A 21,227-nucleotide genomic window follows, 5' to 3' on the forward strand; every position below is an offset into this window, starting at 1 on the left:
TCAACGATAGGGGCCCGCACCGACAGCTTCGGAGTTATCCACAGGTTCACTCGTTCTCCGGCGTCATCACTCGGTAACCCGCCCTTCCGGACCTGCCGCCACACACAAGGCATCGGTGACCAACGACCACATGCCGCTGCCCGGCCCCCTGGGCAAGGGCGCCGGGCAGCGGCATGTGGGACGTGGAGGTCAGCGGACGAAGACTCCCGCCTGGCCGGCCAGGTCCAGGAAGTACTGGGGGGCGATGCCGAGGACCAGGGTCGTGGCCACGCCCATGCCGATGGCCAGCATGGTCAGCGGGGAGGGGACGGCCACGGTCGGGCCCTCCGGCTTCGGCTCGCTGAAGAACATCAGGACGATCACCCGGATGTAGAAGAACGCGGCGATCGCCGACGAGACCACACCCACGATGACCAGCGGAGCCGCGCCACCGTCCGCCGCCGCCTTGAACACGGCGAACTTCCCCGAGAAGCCGGAGGTCAGCGGGATACCGGCGAAGGCCAGCAGGAACACCGCGAACACGGCCGCCACCAGCGGGGAACGCCGGCCCAGGCCCGCCCACTTGGACAGGTGGGTCGCCTCGCCGCCCGCGTCCCGCACCAGCGTGACCACGGCGAACGCGCCGATCGTCACGAAGGAGTAGCCCGCCAGGTAGAAGAGGACCGACGACACGCCGTCCTCGGACGTGGCGATGACACCCGCGAGGATGAACCCGGCGTGCGCGATGGACGAGTACGCCAGCAGGCGCTTGATGTCGGTCTGGGTGATGGCGACGATCGCACCGCCCAGCATGGTGATGATCGCGACCGCCCACATCACCGGCCGCCAGTCCCAGCGCAGGCCGGGCAGGACGACGTAGAGCAGGCGCAGCAGCGCGCCGAAGGCGGCCACCTTCGTCGCCGCCGCCATGAACCCGGTCACGGGGGTGGGCGCGCCCTGGTAGACGTCGGGGGTCCACATGTGGAACGGCACCGCGCCCACCTTGAACAGCAGGCCCATGACGAGCAGGGCGCCGCCGATCAGCAGCAGCGCGTCGTTGCCCATGGTGTTGGCGAGCGCGGGGTCGACGTCGGTGGCGGTGCCGTCGACGACCTGGGCGATGCGGGCGTACGACATCGAGCCCGCGTAGCCGTACAGCAGGGCGATGCCGAACAGGGTGAACGCCGAGGCGAACGCGCCCAGCAGGAAGTACTTGACCGCGGCCTCCTGCGACATCAGCCGCTTGCGCCGGGCCAGCGCGCACAGCAGGTACAGCGGCAGGGAGAGGACCTCCAGGGCCACGAACAGGGTCAGCAGGTCGTTGGCCGCCGGGAAGATCAGCATGCCGCCGATCGCGAACAGCAGGAGCGGGAAGACCTCGGTGGTGGTGAAGCCCGCCCGGACGGCGGCCTTCTCGCTGTCGCTGCCGGGTACGGACGCGGCCTGCGCGGCGAAGGAGTCGACCCGGTTGCCGTGCGCGGCCGGGTCCAGGCGCCGTTCGGCGAAGGTGAACAGGCCGACCAGGCCGGCCAGCAGGATGGTGCCCTGGAGGAAGAGGGCCGGGCCGTCGACGGCGATCGCCCCCATGGCCGCGATGTGCGCCTTCGTGGTGCCGAACCCGTCGGCCGCGAGCGCGACGACCGCCGCGAACGCGGCGCACAGGGCCACGACGGACACGAACACCTGCGCGTAGTAGCGGGACCTGCGCGGCACGAACGCCTCGATCAGCACCCCCACCAGCGCCGCGCCGACGACGATCAGCGTCGGCGACAATTGTCCGTACTCGATCTTCGGCGCGTCGATCTTCGTGATCGGCTCGGCCGCGGTTGTCCACAGGCTGTGGACGGCTGTTGCGCTCACTTGGCCGCCTCCACGTCGGGCCGGGGGTCCTTCTTGTGTACGTCGGACAGGGTCTGTTTGACCGCCGGATCGACGATGTCCGTGACCGGCTTGGGATAGACGCCCAGGAAGATCAGCAGCACGATCAGCGGGGCCACGACCAGCACCTCACGCACGCGCAGGTCGGGCATCGCCGAGACCTCCGGTTTCACCGGGCCCGTCATCGTCCGCTGGTAGAGGACCAGCGTGTACAGGGCGGCGAGGACGATGCCGAAGGTGGCGATGATCCCGATCACGGGGTAGCGCGCGAACGTGCCGACCAGTACCAGGAATTCGCTGACGAACGGGGCGAGGCCGGGCAGCGACAGCGTGGCGAGGCTGCCGACCAGGAAGGTCCCGGCGAGCACCGGGGCGACCTTCTGCACGCCTCCGTAGTCGGCGATGAGCCGCGAGCCGCGCCGGGAGATGAGGAAACCGGCGACGAGCATCAGCGCGGCGGTGGAGATGCCGTGGTTGACCATGTACAGCGTGGCGCCGGACTGGCCCTGGCTGGTCATCGCGAAGACGCCCATGATGATGAAGCCGAAGTGCGAGATCGACGCGTACGCCACCAGGCGTTTGATGTCCCGCTGGCCGACGGCGAGCAGCGCGCCGTAGATGATGCTGATCAGGGCCAGGACGAGGACGACCGGTGTCGCCCACTTGCTGGCCTCCGGGAACAGCTGAAGGCAGAAGCGGAGCATCGCGAATGTGCCCACCTTGTCCACCACCGCGGTGATGAGGACGGCGACGGGTGCGGTGGCCTCCTGCATGGCGTTGGGCAGCCAGGTGTGCAGCGGCCACAGCGGCGCCTTCACCGCGAAGGCGAAGAAGAAGCCGAGGAACAGCCAGCGTTCGGTGCTCGTCGCCATGTCCAGCGTGCCGTTCGCGCGGGCGTCGGCGATCTCGGTGAGCGAGAAGCTCCCGGCGACCACGTACAGACCGATCACCGCGGCCAGCATGATCAGACCGCCGGCCAGGTTGTAGAGAAGGAACTTCACCGCCGCGTACGACCGCTGGGTGGCGGCCGTCTCCTCGCCGTGCGCGTGCGCGCGGTCCCCGAAGCCGCCGATGAGGAAGTACATCGGGATGAGCATGGCTTCGAAGAAGATGTAGAAGACAAAGACGTCGGTGGCCGCGAACGAGATGACCACCATCGCCTCCACCGCCAGGATCAGCGCGAAGAAGCCCTGGGTGGGCCGCCAGCGGCGGCTGCCGGTCTCCAGCGGGTCGGCGTCGTGCCAGCCGGCGAGGATGATGAACGGGATCAGCAGGGCGGTCAGGGCGATCAGCGCCACCGCGATGCCGTCGACGCCCAGTTCGTACCTGACCCCGAAGTCCTTGATCCAGGCGTGGTTCTCGGTGAGCTGGTAGCGCTCTCCGTCCGGGTCGAAGCGGACCAGGACGGTGACGGCCAGGGCGAGCGTGGCGAGCGAGACGAGCAGCGCCAGCCACTTGGCGGCGGTGCGCTGGGCGGCCGGTACGGCGGCCGTGGCGACGGCCCCGAGCGCCGGGAGCGCCGCCGTCGCTGTCAGCAGGGGAAAGGACATCGGTATCAGACCGCCCTCATCAGCAGGGTCGCGGCGACCAGGAGTGCCGCGCCGCCGAACATCGAGACCGCGTAGGAGCGGGCGAAGCCGTTCTGGAGCCGGCGCAGCCGTCCGGACAGCCCGCCGAAGCCGGCCGCCGTGCCGTTGACGACGCCGTCCACCAGGGAGTGGTCGAGGTACACCAGGGAGCGCGTCAGGTGCTCGCCGCCGCGCACCAGGACCACGTGGTTGAAGTCGTCCTGGAGCAGGTCGCGGCGGGCCGCGCGGGTGAGCAGCGAGCCGCGCGGGGCGACAGCCGGGACGGGCTTACGGCCGTACTGGGCCCAGGCGAGGGCGACCCCGACGACCAGGCACACCATGGTGGCCCCGGTGATCACGCCCGCGCTGAGCGGGGAGTCGCCGTGGTCGTGCCCGGTGACCGGCTCCAGCCAGTTCAGGAAGCGGTCGCCGATGCTGAAGAAGGCACCGCCGAAGACCGAGCCTACGGCGAGGACGATCATCGGGACCGTCATGACCTTCGGGGACTCGTGCGGGTGCGGTACGGCGTGCTCGCCCGCGGTCTCGGCGGCGGGCTCCACACCGGGCTCGGCCGGGGACGGGGCCGGGGCGTTGCGCCACCGCTCCTCTCCGAAGAAGGTCATCAGCATCACGCGCGTCATGTAGAAGGCGGTGAGGGCCGCGCCCAGCAGGGCCGCGCCGCCGAGGATCCAGCCCTCGGTGCCGCCCTTGGCGAACGCCGCCTCGATGATCTTGTCCTTGGAGAAGAAGCCGGACAGGCCCGGGAAGCCGATGATGGCCAGGTAGCCGAGGCCGAAGGTGATGAACGTGACCGGCATGTACGTGCGCAGGCCGCCGTAGCGGCGCATGTCGACCTCGTCGTTCATCCCGTGCATCACCGAACCGGCGCCGAGGAACAGCCCGGCCTTGAAGAAGCCGTGCGTCACCAGGTGCATGATCGCGAAGACGTAGCCGATGGGGCCGAGACCGGCGGCGAGGACCATGTAGCCGATCTGCGACATGGTCGAGCCGGCCAGCGCCTTCTTGATGTCGTCCTTGGCGCAACCGACGATCGCACCGAACAGCAGCGTGACCGCGCCGACGACGGTGACGGCCAGCTGGGCGTCGGGCGCCGCGTTGAAGAGGGCGCCGGAGCGGACGATGAGGTAGACGCCCGCGGTCACCATGGTCGCCGCGTGGATGAGGGCGGAGACCGGGGTCGGGCCCTCCATGGCGTCCCCGAGCCAGGACTGCAGCGGCACCTGGGCGGACTTGCCGCAGGCGGCGAGCAGCAGCATCAGGCCGATCGCGGTGAGCATGCCCTCGGAGGCGCCGCCGACGAGACCCGGCTCCTCGTGCGTGCCGAGGACCGGGCCGAAGGCGAAGCTGCCGAAGGTGGTGAACATCAGCATGATCGCGATCGACAGGCCCATGTCGCCGACCCGGTTGACCAGGAAGGCTTTCTTCGCTGCCGTGGCGGCGCTGGGCTTGTGCTGCCAGAAGCCGATCAGCAGGTACGAGGCGAGGCCGACGCCCTCCCAGCCGACGTACAGCAGCAGGTAGTTGTCGGCGAGGACGAGCAGCAGCATCGCCGCGAGGAACAGGTTCAGATAGCCGAAGAAGCGGCGGCGGCGCTCGTCGTGCGCCATGTACCCGACCGAGTACAGGTGGATCAGCGAGCCGACGCCCGTGATGAGCAGGACGAACGTCATCGACAGCTGGTCCAGGCGGAAGGTGACGTCCGCCTGGAAGCCGGCCACCGGGATCCAGCTGAACAGGTGCTGGGTCAGGGTGCGGTGTCCGGCGCCCTCACCGAGCAGGTCGGCGAAGAGCACGAGCCCGAGGGCGAAGGAGACGAACGACAGCAGGACGCCGATCCAGTGGCCGCCGCGGTCCAGGCGCCGGCCACCGAGCAGGAGGACGGCCGCTCCGAGCAGGGGCGCCGCGACGAGCGGCGCGATCAGGTTCTCCACGATTCTTCCGACCCCTTACAGCTTCATCAGGCTGGCGTCGTCGACCGAGGCCGAGTGGCGGGTACGGAACAGCGACACGATGATCGCGAGGCCCACCACGACCTCCGCGGCGGCGACGACCATCGTGAAGAAGGCGATGATCTGGCCGTCGAGGTTGCCGTGCATCCGGGAGAAGGCGACGAACGCGAGGTTGCAGGCGTTCAGCATCAGCTCGACGCACATGAAGACCACGATGGCGTTGCGCCGGATGAGGACGCCGGTCGCGCCGATCGTGAACAGCAGGGCGGCGAGGTAGAGGTAGTTGACCGGGTTCACTTCGACGCCTCCTCGGGCCGCTTGGACGTCTCCGGCTTGTTCGCCCTGCGCTCCAGGCGTTCCTCCGCGCGCTGTTCCAGCGCCCGCAGGTCGCCCAGCGCCTCGGTGGACACGTCCCGGATCTGGCCGCGGGCGCGCAGCGTCTTGTTGACGGTCAGCTCGGAGGGGGTGCCGTCGGGCAGCAGGCCCGCGATGTCGACCGCGTTGTGCCGGGCGTAGACGCCGGGGGCGGGCAGCGGCGGGATGTGCGTGCCCTCGCGGATCCGCTGTTCGGACAGTTCCCGCTGGGTCTTGGCGCGCTCCGTGCGCTCCCGGTGGGTGAGCACCATGGCACCGACGGCGGCCGTGATGAGCAGCGCGCCGGTGATCTCGAAGGCGAAGACGTACTTGGTGAAGATGAGGAACGCCAGGCCCTCGACGTTGCCGTTGGCGTTGGCCCGGCCGGTGCCGTTGAACTCCTTCAGGGAGGCGTTGCCGATGCCGGCGAACAGCAGGACACCGAAGCCGGTGCCGCACAGCAGGGCCAGCCAGCGCTGGCCCTTGATGGTCTCCTTCAGGGAGTCCGCGGCCGTGACGCCGACCAGCATCACCACGAACAGGAACAGCATCATGATCGCGCCGGTGTAGACGACGATCTGCACGATGCCGAGGAAGTAGGCGCCGTTGGCGAGGTAGAACACCGCCAGGACGATCATCGTGCCGGCCAGGCAGAGCGCGCTGTGCACGGCCCTCTTCATGAAGACGGTGCACAGGGCGCCGATCACCGCGATGGTGCCGAGGACCCAGAACTGGAAGGCCTCACCGGTGGAGGTGGTGTAGGCGGCGAGGTGCTGCGCGCTCATCGGCCGATCACCTCCCCCGCGGCCGGCTCGCCCTCGCCGAAGGTGGCGGCGGCCTCCTGCGGGGCCTCACCCTGGGACTCCCGCGGGGCCTCCCCCTCGGACTCCCGCGGGGCCTCCCCCTCGGACTCCCGCGGGTTCTCCCCCTTGGAGACGGCGGTCTGCCGGACGGTGCCGGGCGCGGCGTGGGTGACCAGGCCGCGGTAGTAGTCCTGTTCGTCGGTGCCCGGGTAGATGGCGTGCGGGGTGTCGACCATGCCCTCTTCGAGGCCGGCGAGCAGCTGCTCCTTGGTGTAGATGAGGTTGGCGCGGCTGGAGTCGGCCAGTTCGAACTCGTTGGTCATCGTCAGCGCGCGCGTGGGGCACGCCTCGATGCACAGGCCGCACAGGATGCAGCGGGCGTAGTTGATCTGGTAGACGCGTCCGTAGCGTTCCCCCGGCGAGTAGCGCTCCTCGTCGGTGTTGTCGGCGCCCTCCACATAGATGGCGTCGGCGGGGCAGGCCCAGGCGCACAGCTCGCAGCCGACGCACTTCTCCAGGCCGTCCGGATGGCGGTTGAGCTGGTGCCGTCCGTGGAACCGCGGAGCCGTGGTCTTCTTCTGCTCCGGGTACTGCTCGGTCAGCCGCTTCTTGAACATGGCCTTGAAGGTCACGCCGAAGCCGGCCACGGGGTTCTGGAAGCCGGGCTTGATCTGCCCGGACTCCTGAGGCTCCTCAGCCATCGGACGCCTCCTTTCCATCCGAAGTTCCGTCACTGACAGTGTCCGCCCCGCCACTGACAATCAGCTCCCGCTCCCGGCGCGGGCGGCGCCTGGGAACCGGCGGCAGCTGCTGTCCGGGCAGCGGCGGTACGGGGAATCCGCCCGCCAGCGGATCGAAGACCGGCTCCGGGGCGGCGGGCTGCCCGGCGGTCCTGTTCCTCTCGCGGAACATGTCGGCGACGAAGGAGACCAGCAGCAGGGCGAGGACACCGCCGCCGACGTAGAGGGCGATGTCGGCGAAGTCGTAGTTCTCGTTGCGCAGCGCGCGGACGGTCGCGACGAGCATCAGCCAGGTCACCGAGACCGGGATGAGGACCTTCCAGCCGAGCTTCATCAGCTGGTCGTAGCGCACGCGCGGGAGGGTGCCGCGCAGCCAGATGAAGAAGAACAGCAGCAGCTGGACCTTGACCACGAACCAGAGCAGCGGCCACCAGCCGTGGTTGGCGCCCTCCCAGAAGGTGCTGATCGGCCAGGGGGCGCGCCAGCCGCCGAGGAAGAGGGTTGCGGAGACGGCCGAGACCGTCACCATGTTGACGTACTCGGCGAGCATGAACATCGCGAACTTGATCGACGAGTACTCGGTGTTGAAGCCGCCGACCAGGTCACCCTCGGACTCCGGCATGTCGAAGGGGGCGCGGTTGGTCTCGCCGACCATCGTCACGATGTACAGGATGAAGGAGACCGGCAGCAGCAGGATGTACCAGCGGTCGCCCTGCGCCTCCACGATCCTGGACGTCGACATCGACCCCGAGTAGAGGAACACCGAGGCGAACGCGGCGCCCATGGCGATCTCGTAGGAGATCATCTGCGCGCAGGAGCGCAGGCCGCCCAGCAGCGGATAGGTGGATCCGGAGCTCCAGCCCGCCAGCACGATGCCGTAGATGCCGACGGAGGCGACCGCGAGGATGTAGAGCATCGCGATCGGCAGGTCCGTGAGCTGCATCGTGGTGCGGTGGCCGAAGATCGAGATCTCGTTGCCGGCCGGGCCGAACGGGATCACCGCGATCGCCATGAAGGCGGGGATGGCCGCGACGATCGGCGCGAGGACGTAGACCACCTTGTCCGCGCGTTTGACGACGAGGTCCTCCTTGAGCATCAGCTTGATGCCGTCGGCGAGCGACTGGAGCATGCCCCAGGGGCCGTGCCGGTTCGGGCCGACGCGCAGCTGCATCCAGGCGACGACCTTGCGCTCCCAGACGATGGAGAACAGCACGGTCACCATCAGGAAGGCGAAGCAGAAGACGGCCTTGACGACGACCAGCCACCAGGGGTCGCGGCCGAACATCGAGAGGTCTTCAGCGGCGAGGTACGCGGTCATGCCTCCACCTCCTTGGGGGCCGTCTCGGCGCGGGCCGCCGGGCCGATGCGGACGAGGGAGCCGGGCCGCGCCCCGGTGTCGGAGGCGACGCCGCCACCGGTGGAGTTCAGCGGGAGCCAGACCACCCGGTCGGGCATCTCGGTGATCCGCAGGGGCAGTTCGACCGTGCCGGCGGGCCCGGTGACGGCCAGGATGCCGCCGTCCTCGACGCCCGCCTCGGCGGCCGTGGCCACGGACAGGCGCGCGAGCGCGGCGTGCCGGGTTCCGGCGAGTGCCTCGTCGCCCTCCTGGAGGACGCCCCGGTCGAGCAGGAGCCGGTGCCCGGCCAGTACGGCCTCGCCGGCCGCCGGGCGGGGCAGGGCGCCCGCGGACTCCATCGGCGCCAGGGCGCGGGGGCCGTCCCAGAGGCCGAGCCGGTCGATCTCCGCACGGGTGGTGCGCAGGTCCGGCAGGCCCAGGTGGGTGTCCATGGCGTCGGCGAGCATGTGCAGCACGCGGGTGTCGGCCGGGGCGAGCCGGCGGGTCATCTGGTCGGGTTTGAGCGCGGCCTCGAAGAAGCGCACCCGGCCTTCCCAGTTGAGGAAGGAGCCGGCCTTCTCGGCGACCGCGGCGACCGGCAGGACCACGTCGGCGTGCGCGGTGACCTCGCTGGGCCGCAGCTCCAGCGACACCAGGAAGCCGACGTTCTCCAGTGCCTCACGCGCGCGTGCCGGGTCGGGCAGGTCGGCGACCTCCACCCCGGCGACCAGCAGCGCGGACAGCTCACCGGCCGCTGCGGCCTCGACGATCTGGTGGGTGTCGCGGCCGTAGCGCGCGGGGAGTTCGGCGAGCCCCCAGACGGCGGCGACCTCCTCCCGCGCGCGCGGGTCGGTCGCGGGACGGCCGCCCGGCAGCAGGGAGGGCAGCGCGCCCGCCTCCAGGGCGCCGCGCTCACCGGCCCGGCGGGGGATCCACACCAGCTCGGCGCCGGTCGCGGTGGCGGCCCGCAGGGCGGCGGTGAGGCCGCCCGCGACCGCGGCCAGCCGCTCCCCTACGACGATGACGGCGCCGTCGGCGCGCAGGGCCTCGGCGGCGCGCGTGCCGGGCTCCTCCAGGCCGACGCCGCTCGCGAGGGCGTCCAGCCACTCGGTCTCGGTGCCGGGGGCGGCCGGCAGCAGTGTGCCGCCGGCCTTCTCCAGGCCCCGGGTGGCGTGCGTGGCCAGCGCGAACACCTGCTGCCTGTGCTTGCGCCAGGCCTTGCGCAGCCGCAGGAAGACGCCGGGGGCCTCCTCCTCCGACTCGAAGCCGACCAGCAGCACGGCGGGCGCCTTCTCCAGGGAGGCGTACGTGACGCCCGTACCGTCCAGGTCACGGCCGTGGCCGGCGACCCGGGCGGCGAGGAAGTCGGCCTCCTCGCCGCTGTGCACGCGGGCGCGGAAGTCGATGTCGTTGGTGTCGAGCGCCACGCGGGCGAACTTGCTGTAGGCGTAGGCGTCCTCGACGGTCAGCCGGCCGCCGACGAGGACACCGGCCCGGGAGCGCGCGGCGGACAGGCCCTCGGCCGCCGCCTGGAGCGCCTCGGGCCAGGAGGCGGGCTCCAGCACGCCGTCGGCGCCGCGGACCAGCGGGGTGTCGAGGCGGTCGCGCTGCTGCGCGTAGCGGAACGCGAAGCGTCCCTTGTCGCAGATCCACTCCTCGTTGACCTCGGGGTCGTTGGCGGCGAGCCGCCGCATGACCTTGCCGCGCCGGTGGTCGGTGCGGGTGGCGCAGCCCCCGGAGCAGTGCTCGCACACCGACGGCGAGGAGACGAGGTCGAAGGGGCGGGAGCGGAAGCGGTAGGCGGCCGAGGTGAGCGCGCCGACCGGGCAGATCTGGATGGTGTTGCCGGAGAAGTACGACTCGAAGGGGTCGCCCTCGCCGGTGCCGACCTGCTGGAGCGCGCCCCGCTCGATCAGCTCGATCATGGGGTCGCCCGCGATCTGGTTCGAGAAGCGGGTGCAGCGGGCGCACAGCACGCACCGCTCGCGGTCGAGCAGTACCTGTGTGGAGATCGCCACGGGCTTCTCGTAGGTCCGCTTGCGGCCCTCGAAGCGGGACTCGGCGTTGCCGTGCGAGACCGCCTGGTTCTGCAGCGGGCACTCGCCGCCCTTGTCGCAGACCGGGCAGTCCAGCGGGTGGTTGATGAGCAGCAGCTCCATCACACCGTGCTGGGCCTTCTCGGCGACCGGGGAGGTGAGGTGGGTCTTGACGACCATGCCGTCCGTGCAGGTGATCGTGCAGGAGGCCATCGGCTTGCGCTGGCCCTCGACCTCGACGATGCACTGGCGGCAGGCGCCGGCCGGGTCCAGGAGGGGGTGGTCGCAGAACCGGGGGATCTCGATGCCGAGCTGTTCGGCGGCGCGGATGACCAGGGTGCCCTTGGGCACGCTGATCTCGATGCCGTCGATGGTCAGCGTGACGAGGTCTTCCGGCGGGCGGGCCGCCTCGCCCCCGCCGGCGGGGGCGCTCGTGGTCACGGTCATGCGTTCACCTCCGGGCGGTCCGCCCAGGCCGTGGACTTGGCCGGGTCGAAGGGGCAGCCCCGGCCCGTGATGTGCTGTTCGTACTCCTCGCGGAAGTACTTCAGCGAGGAGAAGATCGGGGACGCGGCGCCGTCGCCGAGGGCGCAGAAGGACTTGCCGTTGATGTTGTCGGCGATGTCGGCGAGCTTGTCGAGGTCGGACATGGCGCCCTTGCCGGCCTCGATGTCCCGCAGCAGCTGCACCAGCCAGTACGTTCCTTCCCGGCAGGGGGTGCACTTGCCGCAGGACTCGTGGGCGTAGAACTCGGTCCAGCGGGTGACGGCCCGCACCACGCAGGTCGTCTCGTCGAAGCACTGCAGGGCCTTGGTGCCGAGCATGGAGCCGGCCGCGCCGACGCCCTCGTAGTCGAGGGGGACGTCGAGGTGTTCGTCGGTGAACATCGGCGTGGAGGAGCCGCCCGGCGTCCAGAACTTCAGCCGGTGGCCGGGCCGCATGCCGCCGCTCATGTCGAGGAGCTGGCGCAGGGTGATGCCGAGCGGGGCCTCGTACTGTCCGGGGCTGGCGACATGGCCGCTGAGCGAGTAGAGCGTGAAGCCCGGGGACTTCTCGCTGCCCATCGACCTGAACCATTCCTTGCCGTTTTTCAGGATCGCGGGAACCGACGCGATCGATTCGACGTTGTTCACCACAGTCGGACAGGCGTAGAGGCCTTCCACGGCGGGGAAGGGGGGACGGAGCCGCGGTTGACCACGGCGGCCTTCGAGCGAGTCGAGCAGTGCGGTCTCCTCACCGCAGATGTACGCGCCGGCGCCGGCGTGCACGGTGAGGTTCACGTCGAGCCCGCTGCCCAGGATGTCCTCGCCGAGGTAGCCGGCCGCGTAGGCCTCGCGCACGGCCTCGTGCAACCGCCGCAGTACGGGGACGACCTCCCCCCGCAGATAGATGAAGGCGTGCGACGACCTGATGGCGTAGCACGCGATCACGATGCCCTCGATGAGGCTGTGCGGGTTCGCGAAGAGGAGCGGGATGTCCTTGCACGTCCCGGGCTCCGACTCGTCGGCGTTGACAACCAGATAATGCGGTTTTCCATCACCCTGGGGAATGAACTGCCACTTCATCCCGGTCGGGAAGCCCGCGCCTCCGCGGCCGCGCAGCCCGGACTCCTTGACGTACGCGATCAGGTCGTCCGGCGACATGGCGAGGGCCTTGCGGAGCCCCTCGTACCCTTCGTGCCTCCGGTAGACGTCCAGAGTCCAGGACCGGTCCTCGTCCCAGAAGGCCGACAGCACGGGTGCGAGCAGCTTCTCGGGGCTCGGGTCCTTGACCTCGGATACCACGGTCATCACTCCCCCTCCTCTTCGGCCAGGCCCGCCGACGGGGCGTCCGGGGACTGCTGGACCCGCGGATGGACCACGCGCGCGGGCGCGGCCTCCCCCTTGGCCAGGCGGAGACCCACCAGCGAGGCGGGTCCCCCGCTGCCGCCCTCCTCGACGGCCCCGGGCCGCTCGTCGGGGAAGCCGGCCAGGATCCGCGCGGTCTCCTTGAACGTGCACAGGCGCGCCCCGCGCGTGGGCTGTACGGGGCGCCCGGCGCGCAGGTCGTCGACCAGGCGCTTGGCGCTCGCCGGGGTCTGGTTGTCGAAGAACTCCCAGTTGACCATCACGACCGGCGCGTAGTCGCAGGCCGCGTTGCACTCGATGTGCTCCAGGGTGACCTTGCCGTCGCCGGTGGTCTCGCCGTTGCCGACGCCCAGGTGCTCCTGCAGCTCTTCGAAGATGGCGTCGCCGCCCATCACCGCGCACAGGGTGTTGGTGCAGACGCCGACCTGGTAGTCACCGCTCGGCTTGCGCCGGTACATGGTGTAGAAGGTGGCGACCGCGGTGACCTCGGCCGTGGTCAGGCCGAGCATGTCCGCGCAGAACCGCATCCCGGTGCGGGTGACGTGGCCCTCCTCGGACTGCACGAGGTGGAGCAGCGGCAGCAGGGCGGACCGGGAGTCGGGGTAGCGCGCGATCACTTCGCGGGCGTCCGCCTCCAGCCGGGCCCGGACGTCGTCCGGGTAGGCCGGTGCGGGCAGTTCGGGCATGCCCAGGCTGATGCCCCGCTCCGAAGAAGAGGTGGTCACCGGTCGACGCCTCCCATCACGGGGTCGATGGAGGCCACGGCGACGATGACGTCGGCCACCTGGCCGCCCTCGCACATCGCCGCCATGGCCTGAAGGTTGGTGAAGGACGGGTCGCGGAAGTGGACCCGGTAGGGGCGGGTGCCGCCGTCGGAGACGGCGTGCACCCCGAGCTCGCCCTTGGGCGACTCGACGGCCGCGTACGCCTGTCCCGGCGGAACCCGGAAGCCCTCGGTGACCAGCTTGAAGTGGTGGATCAGGGCCTCCATGGAGGTGCCCATGATCTTCTTGATGTGGTCGAGGGAGTTGCCGAGTCCGTCCGGGCCGAGGGCGAGCTGGGCGGGCCAGGCGATCTTCTTGTCCGCGACCATGACCGGGCCGGGCTGGAGCCGGTCCAGGCACTGCTCGACGATCCTCAGCGACTGGCGCATCTCCTCCAGGCGGATGAGGAAGCGGCCGTAGGCGTCGCAGGAGTCGGCGGTCGGCACGTCGAAGTCGTAGTTCTCGTAGCCGCAGTACGGCTGGGTCTTGCGCAGGTCGTGCGGGAGGCCGGTGGAGCGCAGGATCGGGCCGGTGGCGCCGAGGGCCATGCAGCCGGCCAGGTCGAGATAGCCGATGTCCTGCATGCGGGCCTTGAAGATGGGGTTCCCGGTGGCGAGCTTGTCGTACTCCGGGAGGTTCTTCTTCATCTTCTTCACGAACTCGCGGATCTGGTCCACCGCGCCGGGCGGCAGGTCCTGGGCGAGTCCGCCGGGCCGGATGTACGCGTGGTTCATGCGCAGGCCCGTGATGAGCTCGTAGAGGTCGAGAATCATTTCACGATCACGGAATCCGTAGATCATGATCGTGGTGGCGCCCAGCTCCATGCCGCCGGTGGCGATGCACACCAGGTGGGAGGACATCCGGTTCAGCTCCATCAGGAGCACCCGGATGATCTTGGCGCGCTCGGTGATCTGGTCCTCGATGCCGAGGAGTTTCTCGACGGCGAGGCAGTAGGCGGTCTCGTTGAAGAAGGACGTCAGGTAGTCCATGCGCGTGACGAAGGTGGTGCCCTGCGTCCAGGTGCGGTATTCGAGGTTCTTCTCGATGCCGGTGTGGAGGTAGCCGATGCCGCAGCGGGCCTCGGTGACCGTCTCGCCCTCGATCTCCAGGATGAGGCGGAGCACTCCGTGGGTGGACGGGTGCTGGGGACCCATGTTGACGACGATGCGTTCGTCGTCGGCGCGGGCCGCGGTCTGGACGACCTCGTCCCAGTCGCCACCGGTGACCGTGTAGACGGTGCCCTCGGTGGTTTCCCGGGCGGCTGCTGACTGGGTGCTGCTCACGAGTACGACCTCCGCTGGTCCGGAGCCGGGATCTGGGCGCCCTTGTACTCGACGGGGATGCCGCCGAGGGGGTAGTCCTTGCGCTGCGGGTGGCCCTGCCAGTCGTCCGGCATCATGATCCGCGTCAGGGCCGGGTGGCCGTCGAAGACGATCCCGAAGAAGTCGTAGGTCTCGCGCTCGTGCCAGTCGTTGGTCGGGTAGACGGAGACCAGGGACGGGATGCGCGGGTCGCCGTCGGGGGCGCTGACTTCCAGGCGGATCAGCCGGTTGTGGGTGATCGAGCGCAGGTGGTAGACGGCGTGCAGCTCGCGGCCCTTGTCGTTCGGGTAGTGGACGCCGCTGACGCCGGTGCACAGCTCGAAGCGCAGGGCCGGGTCGTCGCGCAGCACGCGGGCGACGCGGACCAGGTGCTCGCGTTCGATGTGGAAGGTCAGCTCGTCGCGGTCGACGACCGTCTTCTCGATGGCGTTGCCGGGCAGCAGTCCCTGTTCCTCCAGGGCGCCTTCGAGTTCGTCGGCGACCTCGTCGAACCAGCCGCCGTAGGGGCGGGTCGCCGGTCCCGGGAGCCGGACCGAGCGGACGAGGCCGCCGTAGCCGGAGGTGTCGCCGCCGTTGTTGGCGCCGAACATGCCGCGCTGGACGCGGATCTCCTCGCCGCCCTGGCCGCGCATCCCGGGGAGGTTGGCCGCGGCGAGGTCCTTCTCGGGGTTCACCCCGTCCGAGGAACCGTTCGCGGCACCGTTCGCCGGCCCGTTGGCGCCGTGGGTGCCGTTCTTCGCGTCGCTCACCGCAGCAGCCCCTTCATCTCGATCGTGGGCAGGGCCTTCAGCGCCGCTTCCTCCGCCTCCCGGGCCGCTTCCTCGGCGTTCACGCCGAGCTTGGCGGACTGGATCTTCTGGTGGAGCTTGAGGATCGCGTCCATGAGCATCTCGGGCCGGGGCGGACAGCCGGGGAGATAGATGTCGACCGGGACGATGTGGTCGACGCCCTGCACGATCGCGTAGTTGTTGAACATGCCGCCCGAGGAGGCGCAGACCCCCATGGAGATCACCCACTTGGGGTTGGGCATCTGGTCGTAGACCTGCCGCAGGACGGGCGCCATCTTCTGGCTGACCCGGCCGGCGACGATCATCAGGTCCGCCTGGCGCGGCGAGCCGCGGAAGACCTCCATGCCGAAGCGGGCGAGGTCGTAACGGCCGGCGCCGGTGGTCATCATCTCGATGGCACAGCAGGCCAGGCCGAAGGTGGCCGGGAAGACGGATGCCTTGCGCACCCAGCCCGCGGCCTGCTCGACGGTGGTGAGCAGGAAGCCGCTCGGCAGCTTTTCTTCGAGTCCCATGTCTAAAGGCCCCTCAGTCCCATTCCAGGCCGCCGCGCCGCCATACGTACGCGTACGCGACGAAGACGGTGAGCACGAAGAGCAGCATCTCCACGAGCCCGAAAATCCCCAGGGCGTCGAAGGTGACGGCCCAGGGGTAGAGGAAGACGATCTCGATGTCGAAGACGATGAAGAGCATCGCCGTCAGGTAGTACTTGATGGGGAAGCGCCCGCCGCCGGCCGGCGTGGGGGTCGGCTCGATGCCGCACTCGTAGGCTTCGAGCTTGGCGCGGTTGTACCGCTTCGGACCGATCAGCGTGGCCATGACCACGGAGAAGATCGCAAAGCCTGCCCCGAGGGCTCCCAGTACGAGGATGGGCGCATACGCGTTCACCGCTCCTCGCTCCTCTCAGTCGGCACTGACTGCTGGCGGATCACTGGGCTCACATCCGCCTCACCGGTCCCACGAACCCCGCTCGTCCCGGGCGAAGATCGAGAACATGTGAAGCAGGTCACAAGCCCGACTGCCTCGCATCTTATGCCTGTCACTCTGTGATCTGCGACACGGGGTATTCCACAAGCTCTGTGATCTCCACCACCTGACGAAGGATCATGAAGTCGGATGATGGGTGATCTTCACACCGGAAGCGTTCAGTTGATCACCAGAAGTGACATTCCTACTTGTCGGCGCAGGCCGGAGGGGGCGTCTCAATATCAAGAAGGTTCGCCTGCATGCAAATTGGTGCTACCGGCACGCATCTGATAGTGGAGCGCGTTCACACCCCGAGGGGGGTGCGCGGACGGATGTGAACGCGGATCCCGGCGCGTGCGCGCGTTCACGAAGTCCGCACGCCCCGGACGCCGGAGTTCCGGCTACCGTTCCGTGACCTCCGTCACGTCCATGAGAGCGCGGTGAGAACCGGGCTTGGCCAACGACCCCAACCAGTGGTAGGCGCGGGGCAATTCGGACGTAATGATCAAAGACCGTGATCAAGGGCTTGATCACGACGGTCCGCAATGTCCGTTACGGCGTCAATAAAGGGCGACACGCCCGGGTTTCCAGGTCTCGATTGAGCAACTGTGGCGCACGACACGTTTCTTGAAGATATGAAGGAGCCCCTGGTACCGGTTGTTCCCATGTCCCACACCGCTCACATACGCAGCCACCGGAAGCCCCGCCGCAGCGCGTCGACCCTCGCCGTGCGGGCCGGAGTTGCCGGTGGCGTCCTCAGCACCCTGGCAGTCGCCGGGGCGTCCGGGTCGGCGAACGCGGCCGAGCCGGTGACGCAGACCCTCGAACTGCCCACCCTGACGGCCGACCTGGCCGCGCAGGCGGCCCAGACCGCGGACGCGACCGAGCAGGCTGCCGCGAACTACCAGCTGCAGGCGGAGCGTGACGCGGCCGCCGCCAAGGCCGCGAAGAAGGCCGAGGCGGACCTCGCCGAGGCCAAGAAGAAGGCGGCCGAGGCCAAGAAGAAGGCCGAGGAGGACGCCCGCAGGGAGGCCGCCGCCCGCGCGTCGCGCACCGCGGAGCGGACCACGCTCACCGCCTCGGCGGGCACCGGCACCACCACCCTCGGCGACAGCGGCACCGGCACCGGGACGGGTGCCGGCACCAGCACCGACACCGGCACGTCCACGGCCACCGGTTCGGCCGCCACGATCGTCAGCTTCGTCAGGTCCCAGGTCGGCAAGGCGTACGTCCCCGGCGCCACCGGCCCGTCCGCCTACGACTGCTCCGGGCTGGTGCAGACGGCCTTCCGGCAGATCAACGTCAGCCTGCCGCGCGTGTCGCAGGACCAGTCGACCGCCGGCACGCAGGTCTCGCTGAGCAACCTCCAGCCGGGCGACATCCTGTACTGGGGCAGCGCGGGCAGCGCGTACCACGTGGCGGTGTACGTCGGTAACGGCATGTTCGTGGGGGCGCAGAACTCCTCCACCGGTGTCGTGGAGCGCCCGCTGTCCTACGACCCGCCCACCGGCGCCGTGCGGGTGCTCTGAGCGCACCCCGCACCCCTCGCACGCTCACAGGGCCGCTGCCACCCGGGCAGCGCCCCTCGCGCGCTCCCTGACATGCTCTGCTCGGGCCGCCGTCCGGTGGTCCGGATCCGAGTGAAGGAGTTCGCGCGATGCCACGCGTGTTCGTACAGGGAAGTCCCGCCGCCTCCTACCCGCGTTACGCACCCGAGGCCGGGCGTGGCGCGGTGCGGCGCATCACCGAGGTCGGCGAGGAGGTGCTGCACAAGCGGTGCCGGGACGTCACGGAGTTCGGGCCCGACCTCGCCGCGCTCATCGACGACATGTTCCGCACGATGTACGTCGCCGAGGGTGCCGGGCTGGCGGCGAATCAGGTCGGCGTCGACTTGCGGCTGTTCGTGTACGACTGCCCCGACGACGACGGAGTCCGGCATGTCGGACACATCGTCAACCCGGTGCTCGAAACGCCCACGGGTGAGCGACGGCTGCTGGACGAGGGCGAGGGCTGCCTGTCGGTACCCGGCGCCGTGATGCCCGTGCCGCGGCCGGACCGGGCCGTCGTGCGCGGGCAGGACCGGGACGGCCGGCCGGTCGTCATCGAGGGCACCGGGTACTTCGCCCGCTGCCTCGCCCACGAGACCGACCACACCGACGGCCGGATCTACCTGGACCGGCTGTCCAAGCGGGACCGGAAGGACGCGCTGCGGCAGATGACGGACCGCCGGGACGAGGTGTACGCCCGCCGGGCCGCCAAGGAGACCGCGTTCGACGCGTGACCGGTGCCGCGTACGGGCCGCCGGGGGTTCCCCAGGGGCCCCGGCGAGCCGTCAGGCCTTCGGGGTCACCCTGGTCAGGCCGTTGATGATGCGGTCCATCGCGTCGCCGCCCGTGGGGTCGGTGAGGTTGGCGAGGAGCTTGAGGGTGAACTTCATCAGCATCGGGTGGGTCAGCCCGCGCTGCGCGGCGATCTGCATGACCTTCGGGTTGCCGATGAGCTTCACGAAGGCGCGGCCGAGGGTGTAGTAGCCGCCGTAGGTGTCCTTGAGGACGCGCGGGTAGCGCTGCAGGGCGGTCTCGCGCTGGGCGGGCGTGGCGCGCGCGTGGGCCTGCACGATGACGTCGGCGGCGATCTGGCCGGATTCCATGGCGTAGGCGATGCCCTCGCCGTTGAAGGGGTTCACCAGGCCGCCGGCGTCGCCGACGAGCAGCAGGCCGCGCGTGTAGTGCGGCTGGCGGTTGAAGGCCATGGGGAGGGCGGCGCCGCGGATCGGGCCGGTCATGTTCTCCGGGGTGTAGCCCCAGTCCTCCGGCATGGAGGCGCACCACGCCTTGAGGATCTCCCGCCAGTCCAGCTCCTTGAAGGAGGCGGAGGTGTTCAGCACGCCGAGGCCCACGTTCGAGGTGCCGTCGCCCATGCCGAAGATCCAGCCGTAGCCGGGCAGCAGCCGGTCCTGGGGGCCTCGGCGGTCCCACAGTTCCAGCCAGGATTCCAGGTAGTCGTCCTCGTGGCGGGGGCTCTCGAAGTACGTCCGGACGGCGACGCCCATCGGGCGGTCCTCGCGGCGGTGCAGGCCCATGGCGAGGGACAGCCGGGTGGAGTTGCCGTCGGCGGCGACGACGAGCGGCGCGCGGAAGGAGACCTCGCGCTTGTCCTCGCCGAGCTTGGCGGTGACGCCGGTGATACGGCCGGTGCGGTCGTCCACGATCGGGCCGCTCACGTTGCAGCGTTCGTACAGCCGCGCCCCCGCCTTCTGGGCGTTGCGGGCGAGCTGCTCGTCGAAGTCGTCGCGCTTGCGGACCAGGCCGTAGTCCGGGAAGGAGGCGAGGTCGGGCCAGTCGAGCTGGAGGCGGACGCCGCCGCCGATGATGCGCAGCCCCTTGTTGCGCAGCCAGCCGGCCTCCTCGGAGACGTCGATCCCCATGGTGACGAGCTGCTTGACCGCGCGCGGGGTGAGTCCGTCGCCGCACACCTTCTCGCGCGGGAACTCGGTCTTCTCCAGGAGCAGGACGTCGAGTCCGGCCTTGGCGAGGTGGTACGCGGTCGTGGAGCCGGCCGGCCCCGCGCCCACGACGATCACGTCGGCGGTGTTCTCGGAGAGCGGCTCGGTCACGACGGTCACGGCGGGATCTCCCCAAGGTCGAAAGGTGTGTGCCGGCCGGCACGGGACACGGGCAGTCTATTCAGCGCGGTCGGCCGGCCGGCCGAAGGGCCGCCCCACGAGCGGCAGTCACTGTGCGCACACGTCTGTTACGGAAAGACACCGACGCCTTCCGGGCAGGACGGGCCGGGGTTACCCTGCCAGTACCGCTGGGGGTGACATCTGTGTACATAACACCCAAGACACCCGAAGTGCGCGTTCCGCGTCTGGTCGGGCTGATGGCCGTCGACGCGCGCGAGACGGCACGGACGCGGGGCCTGTCCCTGACCGCGCCGGACCGCCCGGACTTCCACCTCGCCGTCGTGGACTACGTCGTACGCCAGCATCCGCGGCCCGGGACCGAGGTGCCGCGGGACTCGACGGTGTACGTGTGGTTCGACTTCGCGGAGGGCGAGGGCGGCGGGGGCGTGCGGGAGCCGCGCGTACCGGGGCCGCCGCGCGGGGGGCTGCGGCGGGAACTGGACGCGCCGCACGACCCGTACGAGGTGGCCGGGATCAGCCCGCCGTGAGGCCCGGGTCCTCCTTGAAGCCCCGGTGCAGCGCCACCACACCGCCGGTGAGGTTGCGCCAGGCGACCTTCGACCAGCCCGCCTTGCGCAGCCGTTCGGCGAGGCCGGGCTGGTCGGGCCAGGCCCGGATGGACTCGGCGAGGTAGACGTACGCGTCCGGGTTCGAGGAGACCGCGCGGGCGACCGGGGGCAGCGCGCGCATCAGGTACTCGGTGTAGACGGTGCGGAACGGCGCCCAGGTCGGGTGGGAGAACTCGCAGATCACCACGCGTCCGCCGGGGCGGGTGACGCGGTACATCTCGCGCAGGGCCGCGTCCGTGTCCTGGACGTTGCGCAGGCCGAAGGAGATCGTCACCGCGTCGAAGGTGTCGTCCTTGAAGGGCAGCCGCGTCGCGTCGCCCGCGGTGAACGGCAGCCAGGTGTGCTTCTTCTTGCCGACCTGGAGCATGCCGAGGGAGAAGTCGCAGGGGACGACGTAGGCGCCCGTCCGGGTGAAGGGGAGGGAGGAGGTGGCCGTACCGGCGGCGAGGTCCAGGACCTTCTGCGCGGGGCGGGCGTCGACGGCCTTCGCCACCTCCTTGCGCCAGCGGCGGTCCTGCCCGAGTGACAGCACGTCGTTCGTCAGGTCGTACCGTTCCGCCACGTCGTCGAACATCGTGGCGACTTCGTGCGGCTGCTTGTTCAGGGAAGCGCGGGTCACCCGCCC

General features: G+C 70.1%; 19 protein-coding genes. 3 read left to right on the forward strand and 16 right to left on the reverse strand.

The window, feature by feature from the left end:
• Positions 1–189: 189 nt before the first annotated feature.
• From nuoN to ABD350_RS11575, 14 genes are read right to left on the reverse strand one after another with little or no spacing between them, the layout of a single operon-like run.
• Positions 190–1,839, reverse strand: a complete 1,650-nt coding sequence (nuoN, locus tag ABD350_RS11510) for an NADH-quinone oxidoreductase subunit NuoN (protein WP_344347824.1) — start codon at positions 1,837–1,839, stop codon at positions 190–192.
• Positions 1,836–3,407, reverse strand: a complete 1,572-nt coding sequence (locus ABD350_RS11515) for an NADH-quinone oxidoreductase subunit M (protein ID WP_344347825.1) — start codon at positions 3,405–3,407, stop codon at positions 1,836–1,838. The genes nuoN and ABD350_RS11515 overlap by 4 nt, the downstream gene beginning before the upstream one ends.
• 5 nt (positions 3,408–3,412) lie before the next feature.
• Entirely contained in the window at positions 3,413–5,377 is a 1,965-nt protein-coding gene (gene nuoL, locus ABD350_RS11520) for an NADH-quinone oxidoreductase subunit L (RefSeq protein ID WP_344347826.1), read from the reverse strand.
• Positions 5,378–5,392: 15 nt separating this feature from the next.
• Complete coding sequence (gene nuoK / locus ABD350_RS11525; RefSeq protein WP_030778338.1) at positions 5,393–5,692, reverse strand: NADH-quinone oxidoreductase subunit NuoK; 300 nt, start codon at positions 5,690–5,692, stop codon at positions 5,393–5,395.
• Positions 5,689–6,534: an NADH-quinone oxidoreductase subunit J gene (locus tag ABD350_RS11530; RefSeq protein WP_344347827.1), complete on the reverse strand. Its 846-nt coding sequence runs from the start codon at positions 6,532–6,534 to the stop codon at positions 5,689–5,691. The genes nuoK and ABD350_RS11530 overlap by 4 nt, the downstream gene beginning before the upstream one ends.
• Positions 6,531–7,253, reverse strand: coding sequence for an NADH-quinone oxidoreductase subunit NuoI (gene nuoI, locus ABD350_RS11535; protein WP_344347828.1), 723 nt, complete (start codon positions 7,251–7,253; stop codon positions 6,531–6,533). Before nuoI ends, ABD350_RS11530 begins: the two co-directional genes overlap by 4 nt.
• Positions 7,246–8,610 carry an NADH-quinone oxidoreductase subunit NuoH gene (nuoH, locus tag ABD350_RS11540; RefSeq protein ID WP_344347829.1) on the reverse strand — a complete coding sequence of 455 codons (1,365 nt, stop codon included), beginning with the start codon at positions 8,608–8,610 and terminating at the stop codon, positions 7,246–7,248. The genes nuoI and nuoH overlap by 8 nt, the downstream gene beginning before the upstream one ends.
• Positions 8,607–11,111: an NADH-quinone oxidoreductase subunit G gene (locus ABD350_RS11545; protein WP_344347830.1), complete on the reverse strand. Its 2,505-nt coding sequence runs from the start codon at positions 11,109–11,111 to the stop codon at positions 8,607–8,609. Before ABD350_RS11545 ends, nuoH begins: the two co-directional genes overlap by 4 nt.
• Positions 11,108–12,454 (reverse strand): NADH-quinone oxidoreductase subunit NuoF, encoded by a 1,347-nt coding sequence (nuoF, locus tag ABD350_RS11550; RefSeq protein ID WP_382466749.1) that lies wholly within the window; start codon positions 12,452–12,454, stop codon positions 11,108–11,110. Before nuoF ends, ABD350_RS11545 begins: the two co-directional genes overlap by 4 nt.
• Entirely contained in the window at positions 12,454–13,236 is a 783-nt protein-coding gene (nuoE, locus tag ABD350_RS11555; protein ID WP_344347832.1) for an NADH-quinone oxidoreductase subunit NuoE, read from the reverse strand. The genes nuoF and nuoE overlap by 1 nt, the downstream gene beginning before the upstream one ends.
• Positions 13,233–14,558 carry an NADH-quinone oxidoreductase subunit D gene (locus ABD350_RS11560; protein WP_344347833.1) on the reverse strand — a complete coding sequence of 442 codons (1,326 nt, stop codon included), beginning with the start codon at positions 14,556–14,558 and terminating at the stop codon, positions 13,233–13,235. Before ABD350_RS11560 ends, nuoE begins: the two co-directional genes overlap by 4 nt.
• Complete coding sequence (locus tag ABD350_RS11565) at positions 14,555–15,346, reverse strand: NADH-quinone oxidoreductase subunit C (RefSeq protein WP_344347834.1); 792 nt, start codon at positions 15,344–15,346, stop codon at positions 14,555–14,557. The genes ABD350_RS11560 and ABD350_RS11565 overlap by 4 nt, the downstream gene beginning before the upstream one ends.
• Positions 15,343–15,897 (reverse strand): NuoB/complex I 20 kDa subunit family protein, encoded by a 555-nt coding sequence (locus ABD350_RS11570; protein WP_143628055.1) that lies wholly within the window; start codon positions 15,895–15,897, stop codon positions 15,343–15,345. The genes ABD350_RS11565 and ABD350_RS11570 overlap by 4 nt, the downstream gene beginning before the upstream one ends.
• Before the next feature lie 13 nt (positions 15,898–15,910).
• Entirely contained in the window at positions 15,911–16,270 is a 360-nt protein-coding gene (locus ABD350_RS11575; protein WP_003992243.1) for an NADH-quinone oxidoreductase subunit A, read from the reverse strand.
• A gap of 743 nt (positions 16,271–17,013) precedes the next feature.
• Here ABD350_RS11575 and ABD350_RS11580 point away from each other — a divergent pair.
• Positions 17,014–17,877 carry a C40 family peptidase gene (locus ABD350_RS11580; RefSeq protein WP_344347835.1) on the forward strand — a complete coding sequence of 288 codons (864 nt, stop codon included), beginning with the start codon at positions 17,014–17,016 and terminating at the stop codon, positions 17,875–17,877.
• A 128-nt stretch (positions 17,878–18,005) separates the two neighbouring features.
• Positions 18,006–18,629, forward strand: coding sequence for a peptide deformylase (gene def, locus ABD350_RS11585; RefSeq protein WP_344347836.1), 624 nt, complete (start codon positions 18,006–18,008; stop codon positions 18,627–18,629).
• 51 nt (positions 18,630–18,680) lie between these two features.
• On the opposite strand, the gene ABD350_RS11590 is transcribed toward def, so the two are convergent.
• Positions 18,681–19,973: a geranylgeranyl reductase family protein gene (locus tag ABD350_RS11590; protein WP_344347837.1), complete on the reverse strand. Its 1,293-nt coding sequence runs from the start codon at positions 19,971–19,973 to the stop codon at positions 18,681–18,683.
• 230 nt (positions 19,974–20,203) lie between these two features.
• On the opposite strand from ABD350_RS11590, the gene ABD350_RS11595 reads away from it, so the two are divergent.
• The gene (locus ABD350_RS11595) at positions 20,204–20,521 is read left to right on the forward strand and encodes a PASTA domain-containing protein (protein WP_344347838.1); all 318 of its coding nucleotides are present in this window, start codon (positions 20,204–20,206) and stop codon (positions 20,519–20,521) included.
• Here the strand turns inward: ABD350_RS11595 and ABD350_RS11600 are convergent.
• Positions 20,508–21,221 (reverse strand): demethylmenaquinone methyltransferase, encoded by a 714-nt coding sequence (locus tag ABD350_RS11600; RefSeq protein ID WP_344347839.1) that lies wholly within the window; start codon positions 21,219–21,221, stop codon positions 20,508–20,510. The genes ABD350_RS11595 and ABD350_RS11600 overlap by 14 nt on opposite strands.
• Positions 21,222–21,227 lie beyond the last annotated feature (6 nt).

Source organism: Streptomyces nogalater (genome assembly GCF_039532885.1).
In the GTDB taxonomy this organism is placed as follows: Bacteria; Actinomycetota; Actinomycetes; order Streptomycetales; family Streptomycetaceae; genus Streptomyces; species Streptomyces nogalater.